The sequence below is a fragment of the Streptomyces sp. NRRL F-5650 genome (assembly GCF_000721365.1).
GTDB lineage: Bacteria > Actinomycetota > Actinomycetes > Streptomycetales > Streptomycetaceae > Streptomyces > Streptomyces ardesiacus.
On the sequence record NZ_JOGV01000018.1, the window covers coordinates 15,522 to 36,859 of the forward strand.

Sequence of the window (21,338 nt, forward strand, 5' to 3'; positions counted from 1 at the left end):
AACCGACCGGGCGGCCCCCTGCTCACGCCTGGGGCCGCCCGGTCCTCGCATGTGTTCTGTTCCTGACGGAAGGACGGTCCCCACCGTGCGAAGAACCCGGATGCTCACCGCATTGCTGGCCCTCGCGGCCGGGCTGCTCGTGGGCGGCCCGCCCACGGCGCTGGCCGCCGACGCCCCGAAGCCGGCGCTCGCCGCCGACAGTTACACCTGGAAGAACGCCCGCATCGACGGCGGCGGCTTCGTCCCCGGCATCGTCTTCAACCGGACCGAGAAGGACCTGGCCTACGCCCGCACCGACATCGGCGGCGCCTACCGCTGGCAGGAGTCGTCCCACACCTGGACGCCGCTGCTCGACCACGTCGGCTGGGACGACTGGGGCCACACCGGCGTGGTCGGCATCGCCTCCGACTCCGTCGATCCCGACCGGGTGTACGCGGCGGTCGGCACCTACACCAACGACTGGGACCCCGGCAACGGCGCGGTGCTGCGCTCCGCCGACCGGGGTGCGACCTGGGCGAAGACGGACCTGCCGTTCAAGCTGGGCGGCAACATGCCGGGCCGCGGGATGGGCGAGCGCCTGGCCGTCGACCCGCACGACAACGACGTGCTCTACCTCGGCGCGCCCAGCGGCCACGGCCTGTGGCGGTCCACCGACGCCGGCGTCACCTGGTCCGAGGTGACGGCGTTCCCGAACCCGGGCAACTACGCGCAGGACCCGGGCGACACCTCCGGCTACGCCTCCGACAACCAGGGCATCACCTGGGTCACCTTCGACGAGTCGACGGGCGGCGCGGGAAAGGCCACGGGGACGGTCTACGTCGGGGTCGCCGACAAGGAGAACGCGGTCTACCGCTCGACGGACGCGGGGGCGACGTGGGAGCGGCTCGCCGGGCAGCCCACGGGGTACCTGGCCCACAAGGGCGTGCTGGACGCGGAGAACGGCTACCTGTACCTCGCCTACAGCGACACGGGCGGCCCGTACGACGGCGGCAAGGGCCGGCTGTACCGGTACGCGACCGCGACCGGCACGTGGACAGACATCAGCCCGGTCGCGGAGGCGGACACGTACTTCGGCTTCGGCGGCCTCACCGTCGACCGGCAGCGCCCGGGGACGGTGATGGCGACGGCGTACAGCTCGTGGTGGCCGGACACGCAGATCTTCCGCTCGACGGACAGCGGCGCGACGTGGACCCAGGCGTGGAGCTACACGTCGTACCCGAACCGTGAGAACCGCTACACGATGGACGTGTCGTCGTCCCCGTGGCTCACCTGGGGGGCGAACCCGGCGCCGCCCGAGCAGACGCCGAAGCTGGGCTGGATGACGGAGGCACTGGAGATCGACCCGTTCGACTCGGACCGGATGATGTACGGGACGGGCGCCACGGTCTACGGCACGGAGAACCTGACCGACTGGGACGAGGAGGGCGGCACCTTCGCCGTCGCGCCGATGGTGCGCGGCCTGGAGGAGACGGCGGTCAACGACCTCGCCTCGCCCCCGTCCGGCGCCCCGCTGCTCAGCGCGCTCGGCGACATCGGTGGTTTCCGGCACACCAGCCTGACCGAGGTCCCGTCGATGATGTACACCTCGCCGAACTTCACCTCCACGACGAGCCTGGACTTCGCGGAGAAGAAGCCGGACGTCGTGGTCCGCGCGGGCGATCTCGACTCCGGTCCGCACATCGCGTTCTCCACGGACAACGGCGCCAACTGGTTCGGCGGCACCGACCCGTCGGGCGTCAGCGGCGGCGGCACGGTCGCGGCGGGCGCGGACGGCGACCGCTTCGTGTGGAGCCCGCAGGGCGCGGGCGTCCAGTACACGACGGGCTTCGGCACGTCCTGGCAGGCGTCGACGGGCATCCCGGCGGGCGCCGTCGTCGAGTCCGACCGGGTGGACCCCGCGACGTTCTACGGCTTCAAGTCCGGGAAGTTCTACGTCAGTACGGACGGCGGCGCGACCTTCACCGCGTCGGCGGCGACCGGCCTGCCCACCGGTGACAGCGTCCGCTTCAAGGCGCTGCCGGGCGGGGAGGGCGACGTCTGGCTCGCGGGCGGCACGGCGGCCGGCCCGTACGGGCTGTGGCACTCGACGGACGGCGGCGCGAGCTTCACCAAGCTGGCGAACGTCGACGCGGCGGACACCGTCGGCTTCGGCAAGGCGGCCCCGGGCGCCTCCTACCAGACGCTGTTCACGAGCGCCGAGATCGGCGGCGTCCGCGGCATCTTCCGCTCCACGGACGAGGGCGCGAGCTGGACCCGTGTCAACGACGACGCCCACCAGTGGGGCTGGACCGGCGCCGCCATCACCGGCGATCCGCGGGTCTACGGCCGCGTGTACGTGGCGACCAACGGGCGGGGCGTCCTCTACGGCGACACCTCGGACACCGGCGGCCCCGGTCCGGGCCCCGGCCCCGATCCGGAGCCCACCGGCGCCTGCGAGGTGACGTACACGGTCACGAACCAGTGGTCGGGCGGCTTCCAGGCGGATGTCCGCCTCACCAACACCGGCGCCTCGGCCTGGAACGGCTGGTCCCTGAACTGGTCGTTCCCCGGCGGCCAGCAGGTGACCCAGATGTGGAACGCCGAGCACACCCAGTCCGGCGCCGCGGTGACCACGCGCAACGTGGGCTGGAACGCGGCGGTCGCGCCCGGCGCCTCGGTCAGCTTCGGGTTCACGGGGAGCTGGTCGGGGACGAACGCGGAACCGGCCGCGTTCTCGCTGGGCGGGCGGAGCTGCGGGGCCGGCTGAGCGCGGAGGGCGGGTCGGGGACCGCCGGGAGACCGGCCGTGCCCGACCCGCCCCGTGTTCAGGGCGTGTAGACCGACGGCCGCGGGGCCGTGGACATGCCCGCGCCGAGGAAGAAGCTCGGGTGCGGGGGCTGGTTGTAGGCCGTATTTTGCCAGGCCAGGGCGGTGCGGTACTGGGTGTCGTGGAGGAGGGTCGTGATGCGGGTGTCCGTGTCGTGGGGGCTGGAGTAGATGCGCAGGGCCTTGTTGTCCGACGTGCGCCAGACGACCTCCTCGCGCCAGTCACCGAGGATGTCCCCGGAGAGGACCGGGGTGGCCTTGGTGCCGTTGTTGGAGGCGACGCCGGAACCGGTGAGCAGACGGGTGTCGCCGGAGGTGCCGTACTTGTCGATGTGGGTGCCGTCGAGGAGTTCGCGGACGGTGTCGCCGTCCCACCAGGACAGGAAGTTGGTGCTGGAGGGCTTGCGGCTGCTCACGACGGTGCCCTTGGGGTCGCGGATGCCGCTCTCGGCGGACGACCAGGACTCGGCGCCCGCGCTGCCCGACCAGATGTCGCCCGAGACACCGCGGCCGTTGTCGCCGCTCGCGCCGGTGGACCAGAGGATCTGGCCGGTGCGCGCGTCCGCCATGTACGACGAGGGCTTCGAGCCGTCCTCGTCGACCTTGAACTCCTCCAGGCCCGCGCGCGACGGGTCGAGGTCGCCGACGTGCATGGCGTCGCCGTGGCCGTTCCGGGTGGTCCACAGGGCGTTGCCGTTGTCGTCGACGGCCATCGCGCCGTACACGATCTCGTCCCTGCCGTCGCCGTCGACGTCGGCGACGGAGAGCTGGTGGTTGCCCTGGCCGTCGTAGCCCTTGCCGCTGTTGGTGGAGGAGTTGGTGTCGAAGGTCCAACGGCGGGTGAACCGGCCGTCGCGCCAGTCCCAGGCGGCGATCACGGTGCGCGTGTAGTAGCCGCGCGCCATGATCACGGAGGGGCGGGAGCCGTCCAGGTAGGCCGTGCCGGCCAGGAAGCGGTCGACGCGGTTGCCGTAGGAGTCGCCCCAGGAGGAGACCGTGCCGCGGGCGGGGACGTAGTCGACGGTGCCCAGGGCCCTGCCGGTGAGGCCGTCGAACATGCTGAGGTACTCGGGGCCCGACAGGACGTAGCCGCTGGAGTTGCGGTGGTCGGCGGAGGAGCTGCCGATGACCGCGCCGGTGCCGTCCCTGGTGCCGTCGGCCGTCTTCATGGCGACCTCGGCCCGGCCGTCGCCGTCGTAGTCGTACACCTGGAACTGGGTGTAGTGGGCGCCGGAGCGGATGTTGCGCCCCAGGTCGACGCGCCACAGGCGGGTGCCGTCCAGGCGTATGCCGTCGACGACCGTGTTGCCGGTGTAGCCGGACTGGGAGTTGTCCTTGGCGTTGGTCGGCTGCCACTTGAGGACGATGTCGAGGGCACCGTCGCCGTCGAGGTCGCCGACGGAGGCGTCGTTGGCCTCGTAGGTGTAGGAGACGCCGTCGGGGGTGGTGCCGCCGGCCGGCGGGCTGATCGGCACGTCCTTGTAGCCGGCGCGGAACTGGACGGCGTGGACCGAGTCGCCCTGCTCCGTGCCGTTGACGACCGCGCGGACCGTGTAGTCGGCCTGGGCGGGGGCGCCGGAGTGGAAGAAGGTGGTGGAACCGGTGACCGGGCTGGAGTTGACCTTCGTGCCGGCCCGGTAGACGTTGAACGCGACGTTGTCCGGGTCGGTGCCCAGCCAGCGCCAGCTCACCAGGTTCCCGGCGTCGGTGTGGACGCTGACGACGCCCCGGTCCAGGGCCTCGACCTGGCGCGCGGTGGCGGCCTCGGCGGTGTCCGGGGCCAGCGTGGTCAGGCCCGCGCCGAGGAGTCCGGCGGCGGCGAGGGCCGCGGCCAGGGCGAGGGGGCGTCTGCGGTGGGGGCGGGTGTGGGGGCGGGTGTGGGGGTGCCTCACGGGACGAACCTCCTGGAGGACGGATGGATTCCGTCTCTCAGTCGCCGCCCGGGGCGGCCGGGTTGCCGCCCTTTCCCCCTGGCTTCCGGAACGCCGCGAGGGTGAAGACGGGGTCGGGCCGCGGCCGGTCCTGGTCCGGCAGGGCGGCCAGCCTCGCCGCGAACCCCTCGGCGAGCGGCTCGCCCGGCGGCAGCGTGACGAACCAGCCGCGCCGCAGGTCGGCGACGGTGCGGCGGGGGCTGCGCCCCTGGCCGTGGCCGGTGAAGCGGGCCCCGCCCGCGGGGAGCAGGCCGTGGTCCCGGGCGTACGCCTCGACCAGGTGCGCGGCGTCGTGCGCGGTGCTGGGCGGGCGGGAGGCGAGGACGGCGTCGATGTCGCTGCCCACGTTGTGCGAGGCGCCCTTGTCCACCGTGGTCACGTACACCCCGCCGGGCCGCAGCACGCGGGCGCACTCGCCGACGATCGCCCGCGTGTTCCCGGCTCCGCCCGCGAGGTGCAGCAGCCACACGCTGGTGACGGCGTCGAACTCGCCGTCCGCGAAGGGCAGTCGGCGGCTGTCGGCGAGTGCGACGGCTCCGGGCAGCCGTGCGGTGGCGCGGCGGGCCATGGCGGGGACGAGGTCCACCCCGGTCACCCGCAGGCCCTCGCGCCCGGCCGCGATCCGCCGGGTGACGATGCCGGTGCCGCAGCCCACGTCGAGCAGACGGCGGGCGTGCGGCGGCACCAGGCTCAGTACGGCGTCCGCGGCCGCCGCGGCCCGGGGCTCGCCGCCGCGGGACTCGTCGTACCGCTCCGCTTCCTTGTCGTAGTCGAGCACATCGTCAGTGTGCCCCGTGACCGGCGGCCAGGTCCTCCACCCTGCGGGCGAGCTCGACGTCCTTCGCGGTGACGGCGCCGCCCGCGCTGTGGGTGTGCACGGCGAGGGCGACCGTGTCGTAGCCGAGGGTCAGGTCGGAGTGGTGGTCCAGTTCCTCCTGCACCTGCGCGATGTGGACGACCATCGCGGTGGCCGCGAAGTGGGAGCCGAGCCGGTAGGAGCGGGTGAGGCGGCCGGCGTCGAGGGACCAGCCGGGCAGGGCGGCCAGGTGCTCCTCGATCTCCTGCGACGACAGCGGTTCGACGGGCATGTGCTGCGCTCCTTCGCTGGGGGGGGGTGCTCAACGGTCGGGCCGGCTTCAGCGTGCCACAGCGCGGCCGCTCCGGCGCGTCCCGCCGTCCACTACGGTTTCGTGCATGACCGCACTCATGTCCGGTACCGCACCCACCGCCGACCGGGGCGTGGGCCCGCTGCTGCGGGCCTGGCGGGAGCGGCGGCGGGTCAGCCAGCTCGAGCTGGCGCTGCGCGCCGACTCCTCCGCCCGCCACATCAGCTTCGTCGAGACGGGCCGCTCCCGGCCGAGCGAGGAGATGGTGCTGCGCCTGGCCGAGCACCTGGACGTCCCCGTGCGCGAGCGCAACGCGCTGCTGCTCGCGGCCGGTTACGCCCCGCGCTACCCGGAGACCCCGCTGGAGGACCCCGCGCTCGGCGCCCTGCGCGAGGGCATGGAGCGGCTGATCCGGGGATACGAGCCGTATCCGGCGCTGGTCGTCGACGGGACGTACCGGGTGCTGGCGGCCAACCGGGGGATCACGATGCTGATGGACGGTGTCGCGCAGCACCTGCTCGCACCCCCGATGAACGCGATCCGGCTGACGCTGCACCCGGAGGGGCTGGCGCCGCGCATCCGCAACCTGCGCGAGTGGCGCGGGCACCTGCTGGAGCAGATGGGCCGGCAGATCGCCCTGCACCGCTCGCAGCCGCTGCGGGAGCTGTACGACGAGGTGGCTGCGTACCCGGTGCCGGAGAGCGCGCCGGGCGGCGAGCCCCAGGAGCCGGTGCCCCACTTCGCGCTGCCGATGCGGATCGAGCACGAGGGACACGTCCTGTCGTTCGTCTCGTCCATCTCCACCTTCAACACCCCGATGGACGTGACGGTCGCCGAGCTGGCCATCGAGACGCTGCTCCCGGCCGACCCGGCGACGGGCAAGTACCTGCACACCCTGATGTCCTGAAGCCGGCCCCGCCGTCGGGCCGGTCGTGCGTCCGGTCCGCGAATGATCCACGAACACCCCTGTGAGACCGGCGGAGGAACATGGCAGACTGCGGTGAGACTTGGGCACGTTGGGGAGGCGTGGCGTGAGTGAGCGGCGGGCCGCACCCACCGTGGGCCAGGTGGTCCTCGGCAGACGGCTTCAGGAACTGCGGGAGACGGCGGGCCTCAAGCGCGAGGAGGCCGCCAAGGTGCTCCGCGTGGCACCGGCGACCGTGCGGCGCATGGAGACGGCCGAGGTCGCGCTGAAAATACCGTACGTCCAGATACTGCTGACGGCGTACGGAGTCGCCGCCGACGAGGTGGCGGCGTTCGTCGCGCTCGCCGAGGAGGCCAACCAGCCGGGCTGGTGGCAGCGGTACCACGACGTGCTGCCGGACTGGTTCAGCCTGTACGTGAGCCTGGAGGGCGCCGCGCGGATCATCCGGTCCTACGAGCCGCACTTCGTGCCGGGCCTGCTGCAGACCGAGGAGTACGCGCGCTCGGTCCTGGAGTCCGGGACGATCGGCAACGTGGGCGGGGACGCGGTGGAGCGGCACGTGGCCCTGCGCATGGAGCGCCAGCGGCTGCTGGAGCGGCCGGACCCGCCCCACCTGTGGGTGGTGATGGACGAGACGGTGCTGAAGCGGCCGGTGAGCATCCACGGCCGGGTGATGCGCGAGCAGCTCGACAAGCTGCTGGAGTTCGCCGCCCGGGACCGGGTGACGCTCCAGGTGGCGGAGTTCGAGGACGGGCCGCACCCCGGGACGTACGCGCCGTTCACACTGTTCCGGTTCGCGGAGCCGGAGCTGCCCGACATGGTCTTCACCGAGTACCTCACGGGCGCCCTGTACCTGGACTCCCGCGCGGAGGTGTCGGCGCACCTGGAGGTCCTCGACCACATGACGGCGCGCGCCGCCTCGACCCAGCGCACCGAGAAGATCCTGCGCGCCTACCGCGAGAACTTCTGACCGGCGAAGACCTGCACACATCCACGCAGTCCACGACGCCCACGCAGCCCACGCAGCCCACGCAGTCACGAGGAGACGACCCCGCATGACCGGTACCGAGCCCGCGCCCGCCCCCGTCGACACCAGCCGGCCGCACCCCGCCCGGGTCTACGACTGGTGGCTGGGCGGCAAGGACAACTACCCGGTGGACGAGGAGCTGGCGCGCAAGATCCTCGCGGCGGACAACACGGCGGTGCGCGGGGCGCGCGCGAACCGCCGGTTCATGCACCGGGCGGTCCGCACCCTCGCCGAGGCCGGGATCCGCCAGTTCCTGGACATCGGCACCGGCATCCCCACCGAACCGAACCTGCACCAGGTGGCACAGTCCGTGGCGCCCGAGTCGCGGGTGGTCTACGCCGACAACGACCCGATCGTCCTCCGGCACGCCGAGGCGCTGCTGCACGGCTCGGCGGAGGGCGCCACCGACTACGTCCACGCGGACGTCCGGGAGCCGGAGCGGATCCTTCGGCTGGCGGGCGAGTCCCTGGACTTCGGCCGGCCCGTCGCCCTGTCGCTGGTGGCCCTGACCCACTACCTGGGCGACGCGGCCGACGGCGACGACGTGTACGGCCTGCTCAAGCGGTACACCGGCGCGCTCGCACCGGGCAGCTTCCTGGTCCTCTCGCAGGTCACGCCCGACCTCAACCCGGAGGCGGTGGGCAAGGCCGCGGAGCTGTTCGCCCGCGGCGGCACACCGTTCTTCCCGCGCTCCCTCACCGACTTCGCCCGCTTCTTCGACGGCCTGGAGCTGTTGGGTCCCGGCATCATCCCGGTCACCGGCTGGCGGCCGGACCCCGAGGACGTGGCGGCCCAGACGGAGGGCATCGTGCCGGTGTACGCGGGGGTGGCCCGCAAGCTCTGATCCGGTGGTCCGGCGGCCGTGCCCTGACCCGTACGGGCGCCGCGAACGGGTGCGCTCCCGCGCCCGGCCCTAGGTTCGGGAACCAGGGCCTGGCGAGCACCCGGGACCGGGTGAGCAAGGGAGCGCACGTGACCGACACGCGGACACCGCCCACCGAACCGGGCGCGGCGCTGCTGCGCGCGGGCCGGTTCTTCCGGCCGGGCACCCCGGCTCCCGACCTGCACAGCATCGGACTGGTCGGCGGGCGGGAGTCGGACGCCTTCTACCGCGACCGCTGGAGCCACGACAAGGTCGTCACCTCGACGCACGGCGTGAACTGCACGGGTTCGTGCCGGTGGAACGTGTACGTCAAGGACGGCATCATCACCTGGGAGACCCAGGCCACGGACTACCCCTCCGTCGGCCCGGACCGCCCCGAGTACGAGCCGCGCGGCTGTCCCCGGGGTGCGGCGTTCTCCTGGTACACGTACTCGCCGACCCGGGTGCGCTACCCCTACGTGCGCGGTGTGCTGCTGACGATGTACCGCGAGGCGAAGGCCCGGCTGAAGGACCCGGTGCTGGCCTGGGCCGACATCCAGGGCGACCCGGAGCGGCGCACGCGCTACCAGCGGGCGCGCGGCAAGGGCGGCCTGGTGCGGGCGAGCTGGGACGAGGCGGTGGAGATGGTGGCCGCCGCCCACGTGCACACCATCCGCACCCACGGCCCCGACCGCATCGCGGGCTTCTCCCCCATCCCCGCCATGTCGATGGTGTCGCACGCCGCGGGCGCCCGCTTCCACTCGCTGATCGGCGCGCCGATGCTGTCGTTCTACGACTGGTACGCCGACCTGCCCGTGGCGTCCCCGCAGGTCTTCGGCGACCAGACGGACGTGCCGGAGTCGGGCGACTGGTGGGACGCGGCGTACCTGATCATGTGGGGCACCAACGTGCCGGTGACCCGCACGCCGGACGCGCACTGGATGGCGGAGGCCCGCTACCGGGGCCAGAAGGTGGTCGTGGTCTCCCCCGACTACGCGGACAACACGAAGTTCGCCGACCAGTGGCTGCACCCGCACCCGGGCACGGACGCCGCGCTGGCGATGGCGATGGGACACGTGGTCCTCAAGGAGTTCTTCGTCGACCGCGTCACGCCGTTCTTCGACGACTACGTACGGCGCTTCACCGACCTGCCGTTCCTGGTGACGCTGACCGAGCGGGACGGCGGGTACGTCCCGGGCAAGTTCCTGCGCGCCGCCGACCTGGGGCAGGGCGGCGAGGACGCCGGGTGGAAGACGGTCGTGCTGGACGAGGGGACGGGCCGCGCGGTCGTCCCGAACGGCTCGCTGGGCTTCCGCTGGAACGAGGCCGACCGGGGGAGGTGGAACCTGGACCTGGGTGACGTGCGCCCCCGGCTGAGCCTGCACGGCCACGCGATGGCGTCCGGCGTCCAGGTGCTGCTCCCCCGCTTCGACACCGAGGGCGGCCCGCACGGGCAGGGGCGCGGCGACGTCCTGAGCCGGGGGGTGCCGGCGACGCGGCTGGGCGGGGCGACCGGGCCACTGGTGACGACGGTCTTCGACCTGCTGCTCGCCCAGTACGGGGTGGCCCGGCCGGACCTGCCGGGGCGGTGGCCGGCGTCGTACGAGGACGCGGAGGCGCCCGCCACCCCGGCCTGGCAGGAGACGCACACCTCGGTCCCGGCGGCGGCGTGCGTGCGCATCGCCCGGGAGTTCGCGCGGACGGCGGAGCGTTCCCAGGGCCGCTGCATGATCCTCATGGGCGCGGGCACCAACCACTGGTTCCACTCCGAGACGATCTACCGCGCCTTCCTGGCCCTGCTCCAGCTCACCGGCTGCCAGGGCCGCAACGGCGGCGGGTGGGCGCACTACGTCGGCCAGGAGAAGTGCCGTCCGCTGACCGGCTGGGCGTCGCTGGCCGCCGCGTCGGACTGGTCGCGCCCGCCGCGCCAGGCGATCGGCACCGGGTACTGGTACCTGCACACCGACCAGTGGCGCTACGACCGCTTCCGCGCCGACGTCCTCGCCTCGCCGCTGGGCGAGGGGCGGCTCGCGGGGATGGCGGGCGCGGACTGCCTCGCCCTGTCGGCGCGCACGGGCTGGATGCCCTCGTACCCGACCTTCGACCGCAACCCGCTGGAGCTGGGCGAGTCCTTCGGCGACCCGGTGGCCAACGCGGTGGCCGAACTGCAGGCGGGCACGCTGAAGTTCGCGGGCGAGGACCCGGACGCGCCGGAGAACTGGCCGCGGATCGTGACCCTGTGGCGGGCCAACCTGCTCGGTTCCTCGGGCAAGGGGGCCGAGTACTTCACCAAGCACCTGCTGGGCACCCAGTCCTCGCTGCGGGCCGAGGAGGCGGCGCCCGGCGAGCGGCCCCGGGACGTGGTCTGGCACGAGCGGGCGCCCGAGGGGAAGGTGGACCTGCTGCTGTCCCTCGACTTCCGGCACACCTCGTCGACGCTGCTCTCCGACGTGGTGCTGCCGGCCGCGACCTGGTACGAGAAGCACGACCTGTCCAGCACGGACATGCACCCCTACGTGCACGCCTTCTCCCCGGCGGTGGACCCGCCGTGGCAGGCGCGCACCGACTTCGACACGTTCAAGGCGCTCGCGGAGAAGCTGAGCGAGCTGGCCGAGGAGCACCTCGGGGTGCGCAAGGACCTGGTGGCGGCTCCTCTCCAGCACGACACCCCCGGCGAGATCGCCCAGCCGGGCGGCGTCGTACGGGACTGGCGGCGCGGGGAGTGCGCCCCGGAGCCCGGGAGGACCATGCCGAACCTCGTCGTCGTGGAGCGCGACTACACGGCGGTCGGGGCCAGGTTCGCCGCGCTGGGCCCGCTGGTGGAGGCCAAGGGCCTGCCCGCCAAGGGCATCACCCTGAAGCCGGACGAGGAGGTGGCCCGGCTGCGGGACCTGAACGGCACGGTGCGCGGCGGCCCGGCCGACGGGCGTCCGGCGCTGGACACGGCGGTGAAGGCGGCCAACACCGTCCTGGCCCTGTCCGGCACCACCAACGGCCGCCTGGCCACGCAGGGCTTTCGCACCCTGGAGGCGAAGACCGGGCAGGAGATGGCCCACCTGGCCGCCGAGCACGAGGGCAGGCGGATCACCTACGCCGACACCCAGGCGGCACCCGTGCCGGTGATCACCTCGCCGGAGTGGTCGGGCAGCGAGGCCGGCGGGCGGCGCTACACCGCGTTCACGCTCAACACCGAGCACCTCAAGCCCTGGCACACCCTCACCGGGCGGCAGCACTTCTTCGTCGACCACGACTGGATGCACGAGCTGGGCGAGGCGCTGCCGGTGTACCGGCCGCCGCTGGACATGCACCGGCTGTTCGGCGAACCGCGCCTCGGTCCCGACGGGCACCGTGAGGTGACGGTCCGCTACCTGACCCCGCACAACAAGTGGTCGATCCACTCCGAGTACCAGGACAACCTGTTCATGCTGGCGCTGTCCCGGGGCGGTCAGACCATCTGGATGTCGGCCGAGGACGCGGCGGCGATCGGGGTCGCGGACGACGACTGGATCGAGGCGGTCAACCGCAACGGCGTGGTGGTGGCCCGTGCGATCGTCTCCCACCGCATGCCGCCCGGCACGGTCTACATGCACCACGCCCAGGAACGCACGGTCAACGTCCCGCTGACGGAGACCACCGGCAAGCGCGGCGGCGTCCACAACTCGCTCACCCGCCTGCTCCTCAAACCGACCCATCTCATCGGCGGCTACGCCCAGTTGTCCTGGGCCTTCAACTACCTGGGCCCCACGGGCAACCAGCGCGACGAGGTGACGGTGATCCGGCGCCGCTCCCAGGAGGTCGAGTACTGATGCGCCCGATGGCCCAGGTCGCGATGGTCATGAACCTCGACAAGTGCATCGGCTGCCACACCTGTTCGGTCACCTGCAAGCAGGCGTGGACCAACCGGCGGGGCATGGAGTACGTCTGGTTCAACAACGTGGAGACCCGCCCCGGACAGGGCTACCCGCGCCGCTACGAGGACCAGGAGAGGTGGCGGGGCGGCTGGGAGCTGAACCGGCGGGGCGCGCTGAAGCTCAAGGCGGGCGGCCGGTTCAAGAAGCTCGCCGGGATCTTCTCCAACCCGCGGCTCCCGGAGATCAAGGACTACTACGAGCCCTGGACGTACGACTACAAGAACCTCACCGACGCCCCGCTCGGCACCGACTACCCGGTCGCGCGGCCCGTCTCGCAGCTCGACGGCAAGCCGATGAAGATCGGCTGGTCCTCGAACTGGGACGACAGCCTGGGCGGCGCCCCCGCCTACGGCGACCTGGACCCCATGGTGGAGCGCACCCGCCAACAGGCCGCGGAGAAGGTGCGGTTCGCGTACGAAGAGACGTTCATGTTCTACCTGCCGCGCATCTGCGAGCACTGCCTCAACCCGTCGTGCGTGGCGTCGTGCCCGTCCGGGGCGCTGTACAAGCGCTCGGAGGACGGGATCGTCCTGGTCGACCAGGACCGCTGCCGGGGCTGGCGGATGTGCGTGACCGGATGCCCGTACAAGAAGGTGTACTTCAACCACCGCACCGGCAAGGCGGAGAAGTGCACCTTCTGCTACCCGCGCATCGAGGTCGGCCAGCCCACGGTCTGCTCGGAGACCTGCGTGGGACGGCTCAGGTACCTGGGAGTCGTCCTCTACGACGCGGACAAGGTGACGCGGGCCGCCGAGACACCGGACGAACGCGACCTCTACGAGGCGCAGTTGGGCGTCTTTTTGGACCCCTGGGACCCCGGGGTGCGGCGGGCGGCCGAGGAGGCGGGGATCCCGTACGACTGGATCGAGGCGGCCCGGCGTTCCCCCGTGCACGCGCTGGTCAGCAGGTACAAGGTCGCCCTGCCGCTGCACCCGGAGTACCGCACGATGCCGATGGTCTGGTACATCCCGCCGCTGTCCCCGGTCGTGGACGCGCTGACGGAGACCGGGCACGACGGCGAGGACGCGGACAACCTGTTCGGCGCGATCGACACGCTGCGCATCCCGCTGGAGTACCTGGCCGAGCTGTTCACGGCCGGGGACACCGGACCGGTGCGGGCGTCGCTGGAGAAGCTGGCGGCGATGCGCGCCCACATGCGGTCGGTCAACCTCGGCGAGGACCCCGACCCGGCCGTGTGCGAGGGCGTCGGCATGCGGGCGGCCGAGATCGAGGAGATGTACCGGCTGCTGGCGCTCGCCAAGTACGAGGAGCGGTACGTGATTCCGACGGCTGCCGTCGGTGACGCGCACCGGCTGGAGGCCTCCGCGCTGCCGGACACGTGCAGCCTGGACACCGAGGGCGGGCCGGGCATGGGCGGCGACGGGCCGTTCGGCGGGGACTCGGGACGCAAGCGGCTGCCCCTGGTGCCGGTGGAGAACTTCCACATCCTGCGCAGGCGGCAGACCGCGGACGACGAGAGGGAGGTCTGATCCGATGCCCGGCTTCGAGGTGCTCCACCAGGCGGCGGCGCTCTGTCTGACGTATCCCGACGACGACTTCCGCGCCCGGCTGCCCCTGCTGCGCGAGGCGGCCCCGCAACTGCGCGGTTTCACCGACCACGCGGCGGCGACCGAGCAGGGCGACCTCCAGGCGCACTACGTGGAGGTCTTCGACTTCCGGAACCGGCACAGCCTGTACCTGAGCTGGTGGACCGACGGCGACACCCGCAACCGGGGGATGTCCCTGGTCCGCTTCAAGGAGCTGTACCGGCGGCACGGCCTGGAGTTCACCGGGGAGGAGCTGCCGGACTTCCTGCCGGCGGTCCTGGAGTTCGCCTCCCGCACCGGGGACCTGACCATGCTCACCGAGCACCGCGACGCCCTGGACCAGCTCCGTTCCCGGCTCACCTCCTTCGGCACGCCCTACGCGTGCGTCCTGGACGCCGTGTGCGCCACCCTCCCGCCCGCACCCACCGGAGCCCGCCGATGAACGTCTTCCTGTGGGGCGTCCTGCCCTACGCCGCCTTCGCGCTGCTGCTGGCGGGCCTGGTCTGGCGGCACCGCTACGACCGCTTCGGCTGGACGACGCGCTCGTCGCAGGTCTACGAGTCGAAGCTGCTGAACATCGCCTCGCCGGTGTTCCACTACGGCATCCTCTTCGTCCTCGCCGGCCACCTGATCGGCCTGTTCGTCCCGGCGTCCTGGACGCGGTCGATCGGCATCAGCGAGCACGCGTACCACCTGTTCTCGCTCTACGGCGGCACGGTCTCCGGGGTCCTCGCGGTCGCCGGGATCGCCGTCCTGGTCTACCGGCGCCGCACCAACGCACCGGTCTTCCGCGCCACCACGGCCAACGACAAGCTCATGTACGTCCTCCTCCTCGGCGCCCTGCTGCTGGGCATGATCGCCAAGCTCTCCGACACCTCCGGCAACGGCTACGACTACCGCAGCACCATCGCCCCCTGGGCGCGCAGCCTGTTCACGCTGAACCCGCGGACGGACCTGATGGAGGGCGTGCCGGTGCTGTACCACGTGCACGCGGTGGTCGGGATGGTGCTGATCGCCCTGGTGCCCTACACCCGGCTGGTGCACATGTTCAGCGCGCCCCTGCAGTACCTGACCCGCCCGTACGTGGTCTACCGGTCGCGCGACCCGCGGCAACTGGGGCCGCGCCCGGACCGGCGGGGCTGGGAACGCGCGGGCTCCTGACCCGCGCGGGCTACCGCCCCGCCACCAGTTCCGGCCGCAGCATCAGGGCGCGCAACTGCTCCCGGGTCAGGGGCGGGGTCCGCAGCGGCGGGCCGAGCTGCCCGGGACCGCGGTAGCCGGCGCTGTCGCGGACGACCAGGACCCGGCCGTCGGGGAGCGCGAGCCGGCCGGTCAGCTCCTCGCCCCACTCCACGCCTCCCTCCTCGTGCTGCCGCGACTGCCGCCACACGGTCAGCACCCGGCCGCCGGCCAGTTCCTCGCGCACGCAGTCCACGCGCGCGGCCCCGGACCCCGTGCGCGCGCAGAGGTTGGCCGCGGGGTCCTTCTCGTCCGGGAACTTGGCCTCGACGTAGCTCTGGTCGCGCAGGGCGACCCCGAGGTAGCCGACGCCGTCGGGCCGGTGGACGGCGTACTCGCCGTCCAGGGCGCCCCGCGACTCCCCACTGGTGGCGCCCGCCAGGTCCGCGCCCTTCAGCAGCACGGCCCAGGAGACCTCCTCGACCTCCCCGGCGTCGGCGGGCAGCAGCCCCGCGAGCCTCTCCTCCCGTCCGGAACCCCCGGTCAGCCCGGTGTGCTCCGGAGGGGCGGAAGGGGAGGACAGGGCGGAGGCGGAGGGCCGGTCCGCCTCGCCCGGGGGCAGGGCGGACACCGTGGTCAGAGCACCGGCCATGAGGGCCAGCACCCCGCCGGCCACCACCGCCCGGCGCCTTCGGCGCACTCGGGACGCCTCGGCGAACACCGCCGCCGTGCCGAACGAGGGACCGCCGGCCCCCTCGGCGGCCCGGGCCAGCAGGTCGCGCACCTCGTCGTGTCCGGCGTCGCTCATACCAGTTCCTTCCCCACCTGGGCGCGCAGCGCCGCCAGCCCGCGGGCCGTGTGGCTCTTCACCGTGTTCTCCCGCATGCCGAGCACCGCGGCCGTCGCCTCGACGCTCTGGTCCTCCCAGTAACGCAGCACCAGCACCGCCCGCTGCCGCGGTGTGAGGCGTGCCAGCGCCGCGCGCACCACCATCCCGGTCTCCGAGTCGGACTCGGGGGCGGCCCGGTCGGGCATCTCCCCGTAGGCGTGCTCACGCCGCCAGAACCGGCGCCTGCCCTCGATGAACGTGTTGAACAGCGTCTTGCGGGCATAGGCCTCGACGTTGTCCAGCTTCCGCAGCCGCCGCCAGCCGAGAACCACCTTGACCAGGGTCGTCTGCACCAGGTCCTCCGCCTCGTCGCGGTTGCCGCACATCAGGAAGGCGCTCCGGAAGAGCGCCAGGCGTCTGTCACGGACGAAGTCGTGCAACGCGTCCTCACCGCGCTCCACCCCGCCCCCCTTTCCCCGTCCGCGGGCGCGGACGGTCTCACCGTTCAAGTGCGCCGGCACGCCCTCCCGGTTGCGGCCCGGACCGGCCAATCGGGCGGCGGAAGTCGCCGGACGCCGCAACGTCCCGCGCCCGCCACCTCATTGAGAAGGAGTGCAGACGTCGAACACCGAGAACGCAGCGGGAGAACCCAGCATGAGTGGAGCACGCGCACGAACGACGACCGCCGTCGCGGCCCTGGCCCTGGCCGTGGTGACGGTGTCGGCCGCCACGGCACACGCCGACGCACGGTGGCTGGCCGCGGACCTGACGGAGGTGGGCGACGCCGCGCTCACCGGCGTCACCCGGGTGGACGGCGACACCACCTGGGCCTACGGAGTGGGGGTCGGCGAGGAGGGCAGGACCCGGCCCAGGACGCCGCTGCTGCTGACCCGCGACGACGGTGAGCGGTCCTGGCGCAGGTTGCCGATGCCGGCCTTCGCCGACCGCTCCGGCCAGATCGGCCAGATCAGCGCCGTGTCCCAGGACGACGCCTGGATGGTCGGCCAGTACGAGGAGTCGCGGGGGGCCTTCCTCACCCAGCACTGGGACGGCACCGAGTGGCGGGTGGTCGACGCACCGGCGCCGGAGGGGAAGAGGTTCGCCGGCGCCGGACTGCTGGACGTGTCGGCACGGGCCTTTGACGACGTGTGGGCGGTCGGCTGGCTCATCGTCGTCGACAGCGAGGTGCCCACTCCGGGCAAGCCCGGGGGGACGACCCAGGAGACGCACGCGGAGGCCGTGGTGGAGCACTGGGACGGCGAGGCGTGGCATCTCGTGCCCGTGCCGGACGCCGCCTCGCTGTGGACCTACTCCGTCACCGCCCTCGCCGAGGACGACGTGTGGGTGTCCGGCTACACGTCCGAGGACCAGCCGGCGATGCTGCACTACGACGGCGTCTCCTGGTCCCGCGTACCGGTTCCCTACGACGGGGTCAACGGCGAACTCGTCGACCTGGAGGCCCGCGGGGCCGGCGACGTCTGGGCGGCCGGCCGGAGGCTGGCGGACGACGAGGACCCGGGGCACGCCCTGCTCGCGCACTGGGACGGCCGTTCCTGGCGGCAGGTGCGGACGCCCGCCGGCGCCGGGCGGGTGAACGACCTGACGCTCGCGCCCGCCGGCGTGGTGGTGGCCGGGGAGCGGCCGGACGGCACACCGTACGTGATGCGGCTGCGGCACGGCCGGTGGTCGGAGCTGTCCGTGCCGTCGGGCGGTACGGACAGCGGCCGGTACCTGACCGGGGTGGCCTGGACCCCGGGGGGCGTCACGGCCGTGGGGTACGAGGAGGCGGGCGGCAGCCTGCCCACGCCGGTGCTGCTGACCGGCGGGCGCTGACCTCCCGCGGCGGCCGTGCCCTCCCGGCACGCAAGGTGTGCGGGAGGGCACGGGGATGCCGGCGGACGGACCGCCGAGGTCAGGCCAGCTTGGCCGACAGGGTGATGGTCGTGCCGGTCAGGGCCTGGCTGACCGGGCAGTTCTTCTTGGCGTCCTCGGCGGCGGCGACGAACGCGTCGTTGTCGAGGCCGGGGACGGTGCCCTCCACGGTGAGGTGGATGCCGGTGATGCCCTCGCCGGGCTGGAAGGTGACGTCGGCGGAGGTGGTGAGCTTGGTGGGCGGGGTGCCGGCACCGGCCAGGCCGTTCGACAGGGCCATGGAGAAGCAGCTCGAGTGGGCGGCGGCGATCAGCTCCTCGGGGCTGGTCCTGCCGTTCGCCTGCTCGGCGCGCGACGGCCACGACACCGGCTGCTCGCCGATGCCGGACGAGTCGAAGGTGACGACACCGTTGCCCTCGAGCAGGTTGCCTTCCCAGACGGTGTGTGCGGAGCGCGTGGTTGCCACGGCGGGTTCCTCTCGAATTCTCTTGCTGTACTGGGGCGGTGGGAGCCCGGCGGCCGGGTTCCCGCCCCCATCCGATCACACTCCGGCCCGGCCCACCCGCAAGTCCGGTTCCCGGACGGTGAACGGCAGTCGCGGGTGCCGAGCGGTGACCGGCCCGGCGGCCCCGCGCCGTCCCCGTCAGGCGCTCTTGTCCTGTACGAACCCGTCGGCCACGGGAAAGGGCGCGTCCTCGACGACGTTCGGCCGTGGTTCCTCCGCCTCCACCGGCACCTGGGGTCCGTTCGACTCGCGCAGCCAGCGGCGGAGCACCCGGTGGACCTGCTCGGCGCCGACGATCTCCTCGCCCCGGCCGGCCGGGGCGGACAGCACGCTCGGCGACAGCAGGAAGGCGTGCGACTGGGCACCGCCGAGTCCGCCGTGGGAGCCGATCTGCTCCTCGAACGCGAGGACCTCCCCGTCGACCGGGTCGTGGAAGGAGTTGACCATGATGTCGGCGGTGTGCGGGAAGGTGTGGGTGCGGCGCACGGCGTCGGCGGCTCCGGGGCCGAAGGGGGCGAGTGGCCCCGGGTCCTCGTCGAGCCGGTCCAGGGGCACCTCGGCGCCGTGCGCGCCGAGCACGACGCCGCCGTGCTCGGCGCTGCGCACCAGCAGGAAGCCGATGCCGGGGTGGTTGGCGAGGGTCGGCAGCAGGGCGGGGTGGCGGGCGTCGATCTCCTCCCGGGTCATCCGGTGCGGCACGTCCGGGAAGGAGACCAGGCCCAGGTTGCCGGAGGCCAGCACGATGGGCTCGGAGCGGCGTCCGGTGGGGGTGTCGGCGGGCCGCTGTTGTTCGGCGCCCTCCTCGACGGGGCGGTGCAGGGCCGCGCGTACGGTGTTGCGCGCCTCGGCGCCGCTGCGGGTGCGCCGGGCGCTGCGCGGCACGGGCAGTCCGCAGCCGGCCCGCACCAGGTCGGCGAGGGTCAGGCCGTAGCGGGAGCGGAAGGTCTCGCCGGGGCTCTGGCCGTGGTCGGACAGGACCACGATCCGGTACGGGCGGGGGGCGTGCTCGGCGACCTTCTCGATCAGGGCGAGGGCCCGGTCGAGCCGCCCGAGGACCTTGGCGGCGTCCCGGCTGCCCGGGCCGGAGTGGTGGGCGACCTCGTCGTAGGCCACCAGGTCGGCGTAGACGGCGGTGCGGCCCGCGAGCATGTCGCCCATCACCGCGGCGACGACGACGTCGCGCTCGACGACGGTCGCGAAGGCGCGCACGAAGGGGTAGAGGCCGCCGCGGGAGACGCGCGGGCGGACCTTGTGCAGGCGGGCGCGGGTGGACTGGCCGATCTCCCGGCACACCTCGGCGACGAAGGACATCGCGGTGCGCACGGCGTTGGCCGGGTCGGAGAAGTAGGCGAAGTAGCCGGCCCGGGAACGGGTCTCCCGGCTGCGGCGGCGGGCGGCTATGGACAGCACGAGGGCCTGTTCGTCGGCGCCGCCGCCGAACAGGTTGCCGCGGCTGGCGCCGTCGAGGCTGAGCAGCCCGCCGTCGCCGGTGCGCCGCACGGCGCGGTACTGGAGTTCGGCGGCGCTGGTCGGGCGGTTGCTGACCATGACCTCGCCGGTGTCCTTCTCGTACCAGCGGAAGGCGGGGACGTCGTGGTTGCTGCCGTGCAGGATGCCGAGCTGGCTGGCGCCGGTCTGGCTGGACCAGTCGGTGCGCCACGGGTCGAGCCGGTGGGTGGCGGAGGTGCCGTCGCGGCCGAGCCAGCGGCCGACGGTGGGCATGACGCCGCGGTCGACGGCGTCCAGCAGGACGTCGTGGCCGACGCCGTCCAGTTGCAGGAAGACGGTGCCGGGTGCCGCCGGGCAGGGCGGCCCGGATCTGCGACGGCGGTCGGCGAGGCGGTAGAGGCGGCGCCGGTAGGCGTCGTCGTCGCGCACGGCCAGGGCGCCGCCGGTGGCGGAGGCGACGGCGGACATGACGGCGGCCACCACGACCGCCGTCTCGGGGGCGACGCCGCCGCGTCCGGCCGGGTTGACGTCGATCGCCAGGAGCAGCAGCCCGCCGTTGAGGAAGAAGACCAGCAGGCCCAGGACGAGGGCGGGCACCAGGAGCAGCAGGCGGACCATGAGCGGCCAGACCAGGGCCGAGAGCAGGCCGAAGGCACCGGCGCCGACCGCGGCGGTCATGGCGATGTCGGTCGCGCTGTCCCCGTCGGGCGACTGGAGCCGGAAGTCCGGCAGGATCCCGGCGAGCACGAGCATGGTGAGGGTGGACACGGCCCACACCGCGACACTCCGCCCGATCTGACTGGCGACCCGGCGCCAGCGGCCTCCGCTCACGTCCCGCACACCTCACGTCCCCGGCCCGTCGTCCGTGCGGGCCCTCCCCACCCTGCCACAACGCTTCGGGGCGCCCGTTTGTCCCCCCGGGTCCGGTTCACACCCCCGGGGCGGCGGTCAGCGGCCGTCGTAACCGGCCGTCGGCATCGAGAGCCTCCGGTGCACGCACGCCTTCATCCGGGCGTCGTACGACGGCTCCGCCCGGCCCACGGTCTCGACGCGGACGCCCCGCCGCGCGCACTCGGCGGTGAAGTCCTCGACGGAGGACAGCGCGCTCTCCAGCACCCGGCGGCTCGGCGCCACGAACAGGTCCTCGCCGGGCCGCACCCCGTCCCACAGGGCGTCGTGGTCGGGCCGCAGCCCGCGCACCAGGAGTTGCCGGGCGACGACGTAGCCGTGCTCCGCGGCCCAGCGGGCGCACATGGCGTGCTGGCTGCGGGAGTCGACGAGGAAGGGGTCGTCGTCCAGTTGTTCCAGTGGCGTCAGACTCGCGATCGCCGTCACCCGCACCGGCCCCATGGGGTCCCCCCTCACCTCCCGTCACCTCCCGTTTTCGCCG

At 73.2% G+C, this 21,338-nt stretch carries 17 protein-coding genes; 9 read left to right on the forward strand and 8 right to left on the reverse strand.

Annotated elements, in window-relative coordinates:
- Positions 1–85: 85 nt before the first annotated feature.
- The gene (locus IG88_RS0118315) at positions 86–2,746 is read left to right on the forward strand and encodes a cellulose binding domain-containing protein (RefSeq protein WP_031041966.1); all 2,661 of its coding nucleotides are present in this window, start codon (positions 86–88) and stop codon (positions 2,744–2,746) included.
- Positions 2,747–2,804: 58 nt separating this feature from the next.
- On the opposite strand, the gene IG88_RS0118320 is transcribed toward IG88_RS0118315, so the two are convergent.
- Genes IG88_RS0118320 through IG88_RS0118330 form a run of 3 tightly spaced genes read right to left on the reverse strand, consistent with a single transcriptional unit; the run spans position 2,805 to position 5,824 of the window.
- A complete protein-coding gene (locus IG88_RS0118320; protein ID WP_031041968.1) occupies positions 2,805–4,697 on the reverse strand; it encodes a rhamnogalacturonan lyase in 1,893 nt (630 codons plus the stop codon).
- Between the two features lie 37 nt (positions 4,698–4,734).
- Positions 4,735–5,514: a class I SAM-dependent methyltransferase gene (locus tag IG88_RS0118325; RefSeq protein ID WP_051851951.1), complete on the reverse strand. Its 780-nt coding sequence runs from the start codon at positions 5,512–5,514 to the stop codon at positions 4,735–4,737.
- A 4-nt stretch (positions 5,515–5,518) separates the two neighbouring features.
- On the reverse strand, positions 5,519–5,824 hold the full coding sequence (locus IG88_RS0118330) for a 4a-hydroxytetrahydrobiopterin dehydratase (protein WP_031041971.1): 306 nt from the start codon (positions 5,822–5,824) through the stop codon (positions 5,519–5,521).
- A 106-nt stretch (positions 5,825–5,930) separates the two neighbouring features.
- On the opposite strand from IG88_RS0118330, the gene IG88_RS0118335 reads away from it, so the two are divergent.
- From IG88_RS0118335 to narI, 7 genes are all read left to right on the forward strand, one after another.
- A complete protein-coding gene (locus IG88_RS0118335; protein ID WP_031041973.1) occupies positions 5,931–6,749 on the forward strand; it encodes a helix-turn-helix domain-containing protein in 819 nt (272 codons plus the stop codon).
- 124 nt (positions 6,750–6,873) lie between these two features.
- Positions 6,874–7,737: a helix-turn-helix domain-containing protein gene (locus IG88_RS0118340; protein WP_031041976.1), complete on the forward strand. Its 864-nt coding sequence runs from the start codon at positions 6,874–6,876 to the stop codon at positions 7,735–7,737.
- A gap of 85 nt (positions 7,738–7,822) precedes the next feature.
- Complete coding sequence (locus tag IG88_RS0118345; protein WP_031041978.1) at positions 7,823–8,638, forward strand: SAM-dependent methyltransferase; 816 nt, start codon at positions 7,823–7,825, stop codon at positions 8,636–8,638.
- 128 nt (positions 8,639–8,766) lie between these two features.
- On the forward strand, positions 8,767–12,462 hold the full coding sequence (locus tag IG88_RS0118350) for a nitrate reductase subunit alpha (RefSeq protein ID WP_031041979.1): 3,696 nt from the start codon (positions 8,767–8,769) through the stop codon (positions 12,460–12,462).
- The gene (gene narH, locus IG88_RS0118355; protein WP_031041982.1) at positions 12,462–14,057 is read left to right on the forward strand and encodes a nitrate reductase subunit beta; all 1,596 of its coding nucleotides are present in this window, start codon (positions 12,462–12,464) and stop codon (positions 14,055–14,057) included. The genes IG88_RS0118350 and narH overlap by 1 nt, the downstream gene beginning before the upstream one ends.
- A gap of 4 nt (positions 14,058–14,061) precedes the next feature.
- Entirely contained in the window at positions 14,062–14,556 is a 495-nt protein-coding gene (narJ, locus tag IG88_RS0118360; protein ID WP_031041984.1) for a nitrate reductase molybdenum cofactor assembly chaperone, read from the forward strand.
- On the forward strand, positions 14,553–15,275 hold the full coding sequence (narI, locus tag IG88_RS0118365; RefSeq protein WP_031041987.1) for a respiratory nitrate reductase subunit gamma: 723 nt from the start codon (positions 14,553–14,555) through the stop codon (positions 15,273–15,275). Before narJ ends, narI begins: the two co-directional genes overlap by 4 nt.
- Positions 15,276–15,285: 10 nt before the next feature.
- On the opposite strand, the gene IG88_RS0118370 is transcribed toward narI, so the two are convergent.
- Both IG88_RS0118370 and IG88_RS0118375 read right to left on the reverse strand, forming a co-directional pair.
- Positions 15,286–16,101 carry a hypothetical protein gene (locus tag IG88_RS0118370; protein ID WP_031041989.1) on the reverse strand — a complete coding sequence of 272 codons (816 nt, stop codon included), beginning with the start codon at positions 16,099–16,101 and terminating at the stop codon, positions 15,286–15,288.
- Positions 16,098–16,583 carry a SigE family RNA polymerase sigma factor gene (locus tag IG88_RS0118375; protein ID WP_031041992.1) on the reverse strand — a complete coding sequence of 162 codons (486 nt, stop codon included), beginning with the start codon at positions 16,581–16,583 and terminating at the stop codon, positions 16,098–16,100. Before IG88_RS0118375 ends, IG88_RS0118370 begins: the two co-directional genes overlap by 4 nt.
- Positions 16,584–16,776: 193 nt before the next feature.
- Here IG88_RS0118375 and IG88_RS0118380 point away from each other — a divergent pair, with 193 nt between their 5' ends.
- Entirely contained in the window at positions 16,777–17,955 is a 1,179-nt protein-coding gene (locus IG88_RS0118380; RefSeq protein WP_031041995.1) for a hypothetical protein, read from the forward strand.
- A 79-nt stretch (positions 17,956–18,034) separates the two neighbouring features.
- Here IG88_RS0118380 and IG88_RS0118385 read toward each other — a convergent pair whose 3' ends face one another.
- The 3 genes from IG88_RS0118385 to IG88_RS0118395 all read right to left on the reverse strand — a co-directional run bounded on the left by IG88_RS0118385 (position 18,035) and on the right by IG88_RS0118395 (position 21,298).
- On the reverse strand, positions 18,035–18,460 hold the full coding sequence (locus IG88_RS0118385) for an OsmC family protein (protein ID WP_030400974.1): 426 nt from the start codon (positions 18,458–18,460) through the stop codon (positions 18,035–18,037).
- Positions 18,461–18,637: 177 nt separating this feature from the next.
- Positions 18,638–20,779 (reverse strand): phage holin family protein, encoded by a 2,142-nt coding sequence (locus IG88_RS0118390; RefSeq protein WP_234332190.1) that lies wholly within the window; start codon positions 20,777–20,779, stop codon positions 18,638–18,640.
- Between the two features lie 117 nt (positions 20,780–20,896).
- Positions 20,897–21,298 carry a hypothetical protein gene (locus tag IG88_RS0118395; RefSeq protein ID WP_031042001.1) on the reverse strand — a complete coding sequence of 134 codons (402 nt, stop codon included), beginning with the start codon at positions 21,296–21,298 and terminating at the stop codon, positions 20,897–20,899.
- Positions 21,299–21,338: the final 40 nt, after the last annotated feature.

Coding starts and splice junctions, on each gene's coding strand:
- IG88_RS0118330 (WP_031041971.1), bottom strand. CDS start 5,824: ATGCCCGTCGAACCGCTGTCGTCGCAGGAGATCGAGGAGCACCTGGCC.
- IG88_RS0118335 (WP_031041973.1), top strand. CDS start 5,931: ATGACCGCACTCATGTCCGGTACCGCACCCACCGCCGACCGGGGCGTG.
- IG88_RS0118345 (WP_031041978.1), top strand. CDS start 7,823: ATGACCGGTACCGAGCCCGCGCCCGCCCCCGTCGACACCAGCCGGCCG.
- narH (WP_031041982.1), top strand. CDS start 12,462: ATGCGCCCGATGGCCCAGGTCGCGATGGTCATGAACCTCGACAAGTGC.
- narJ (WP_031041984.1), top strand. CDS start 14,062: ATGCCCGGCTTCGAGGTGCTCCACCAGGCGGCGGCGCTCTGTCTGACG.
- narI (WP_031041987.1), top strand. CDS start 14,553: ATGAACGTCTTCCTGTGGGGCGTCCTGCCCTACGCCGCCTTCGCGCTG.
- IG88_RS0118370 (WP_031041989.1), bottom strand. CDS start 16,101: ATGAGCGACGCCGGACACGACGAGGTGCGCGACCTGCTGGCCCGGGCC.
- IG88_RS0118380 (WP_031041995.1), top strand. CDS start 16,777: ATGAGTGGAGCACGCGCACGAACGACGACCGCCGTCGCGGCCCTGGCC.
- IG88_RS0118395 (WP_031042001.1), bottom strand. CDS start 21,298: ATGGGGCCGGTGCGGGTGACGGCGATCGCGAGTCTGACGCCACTGGAA.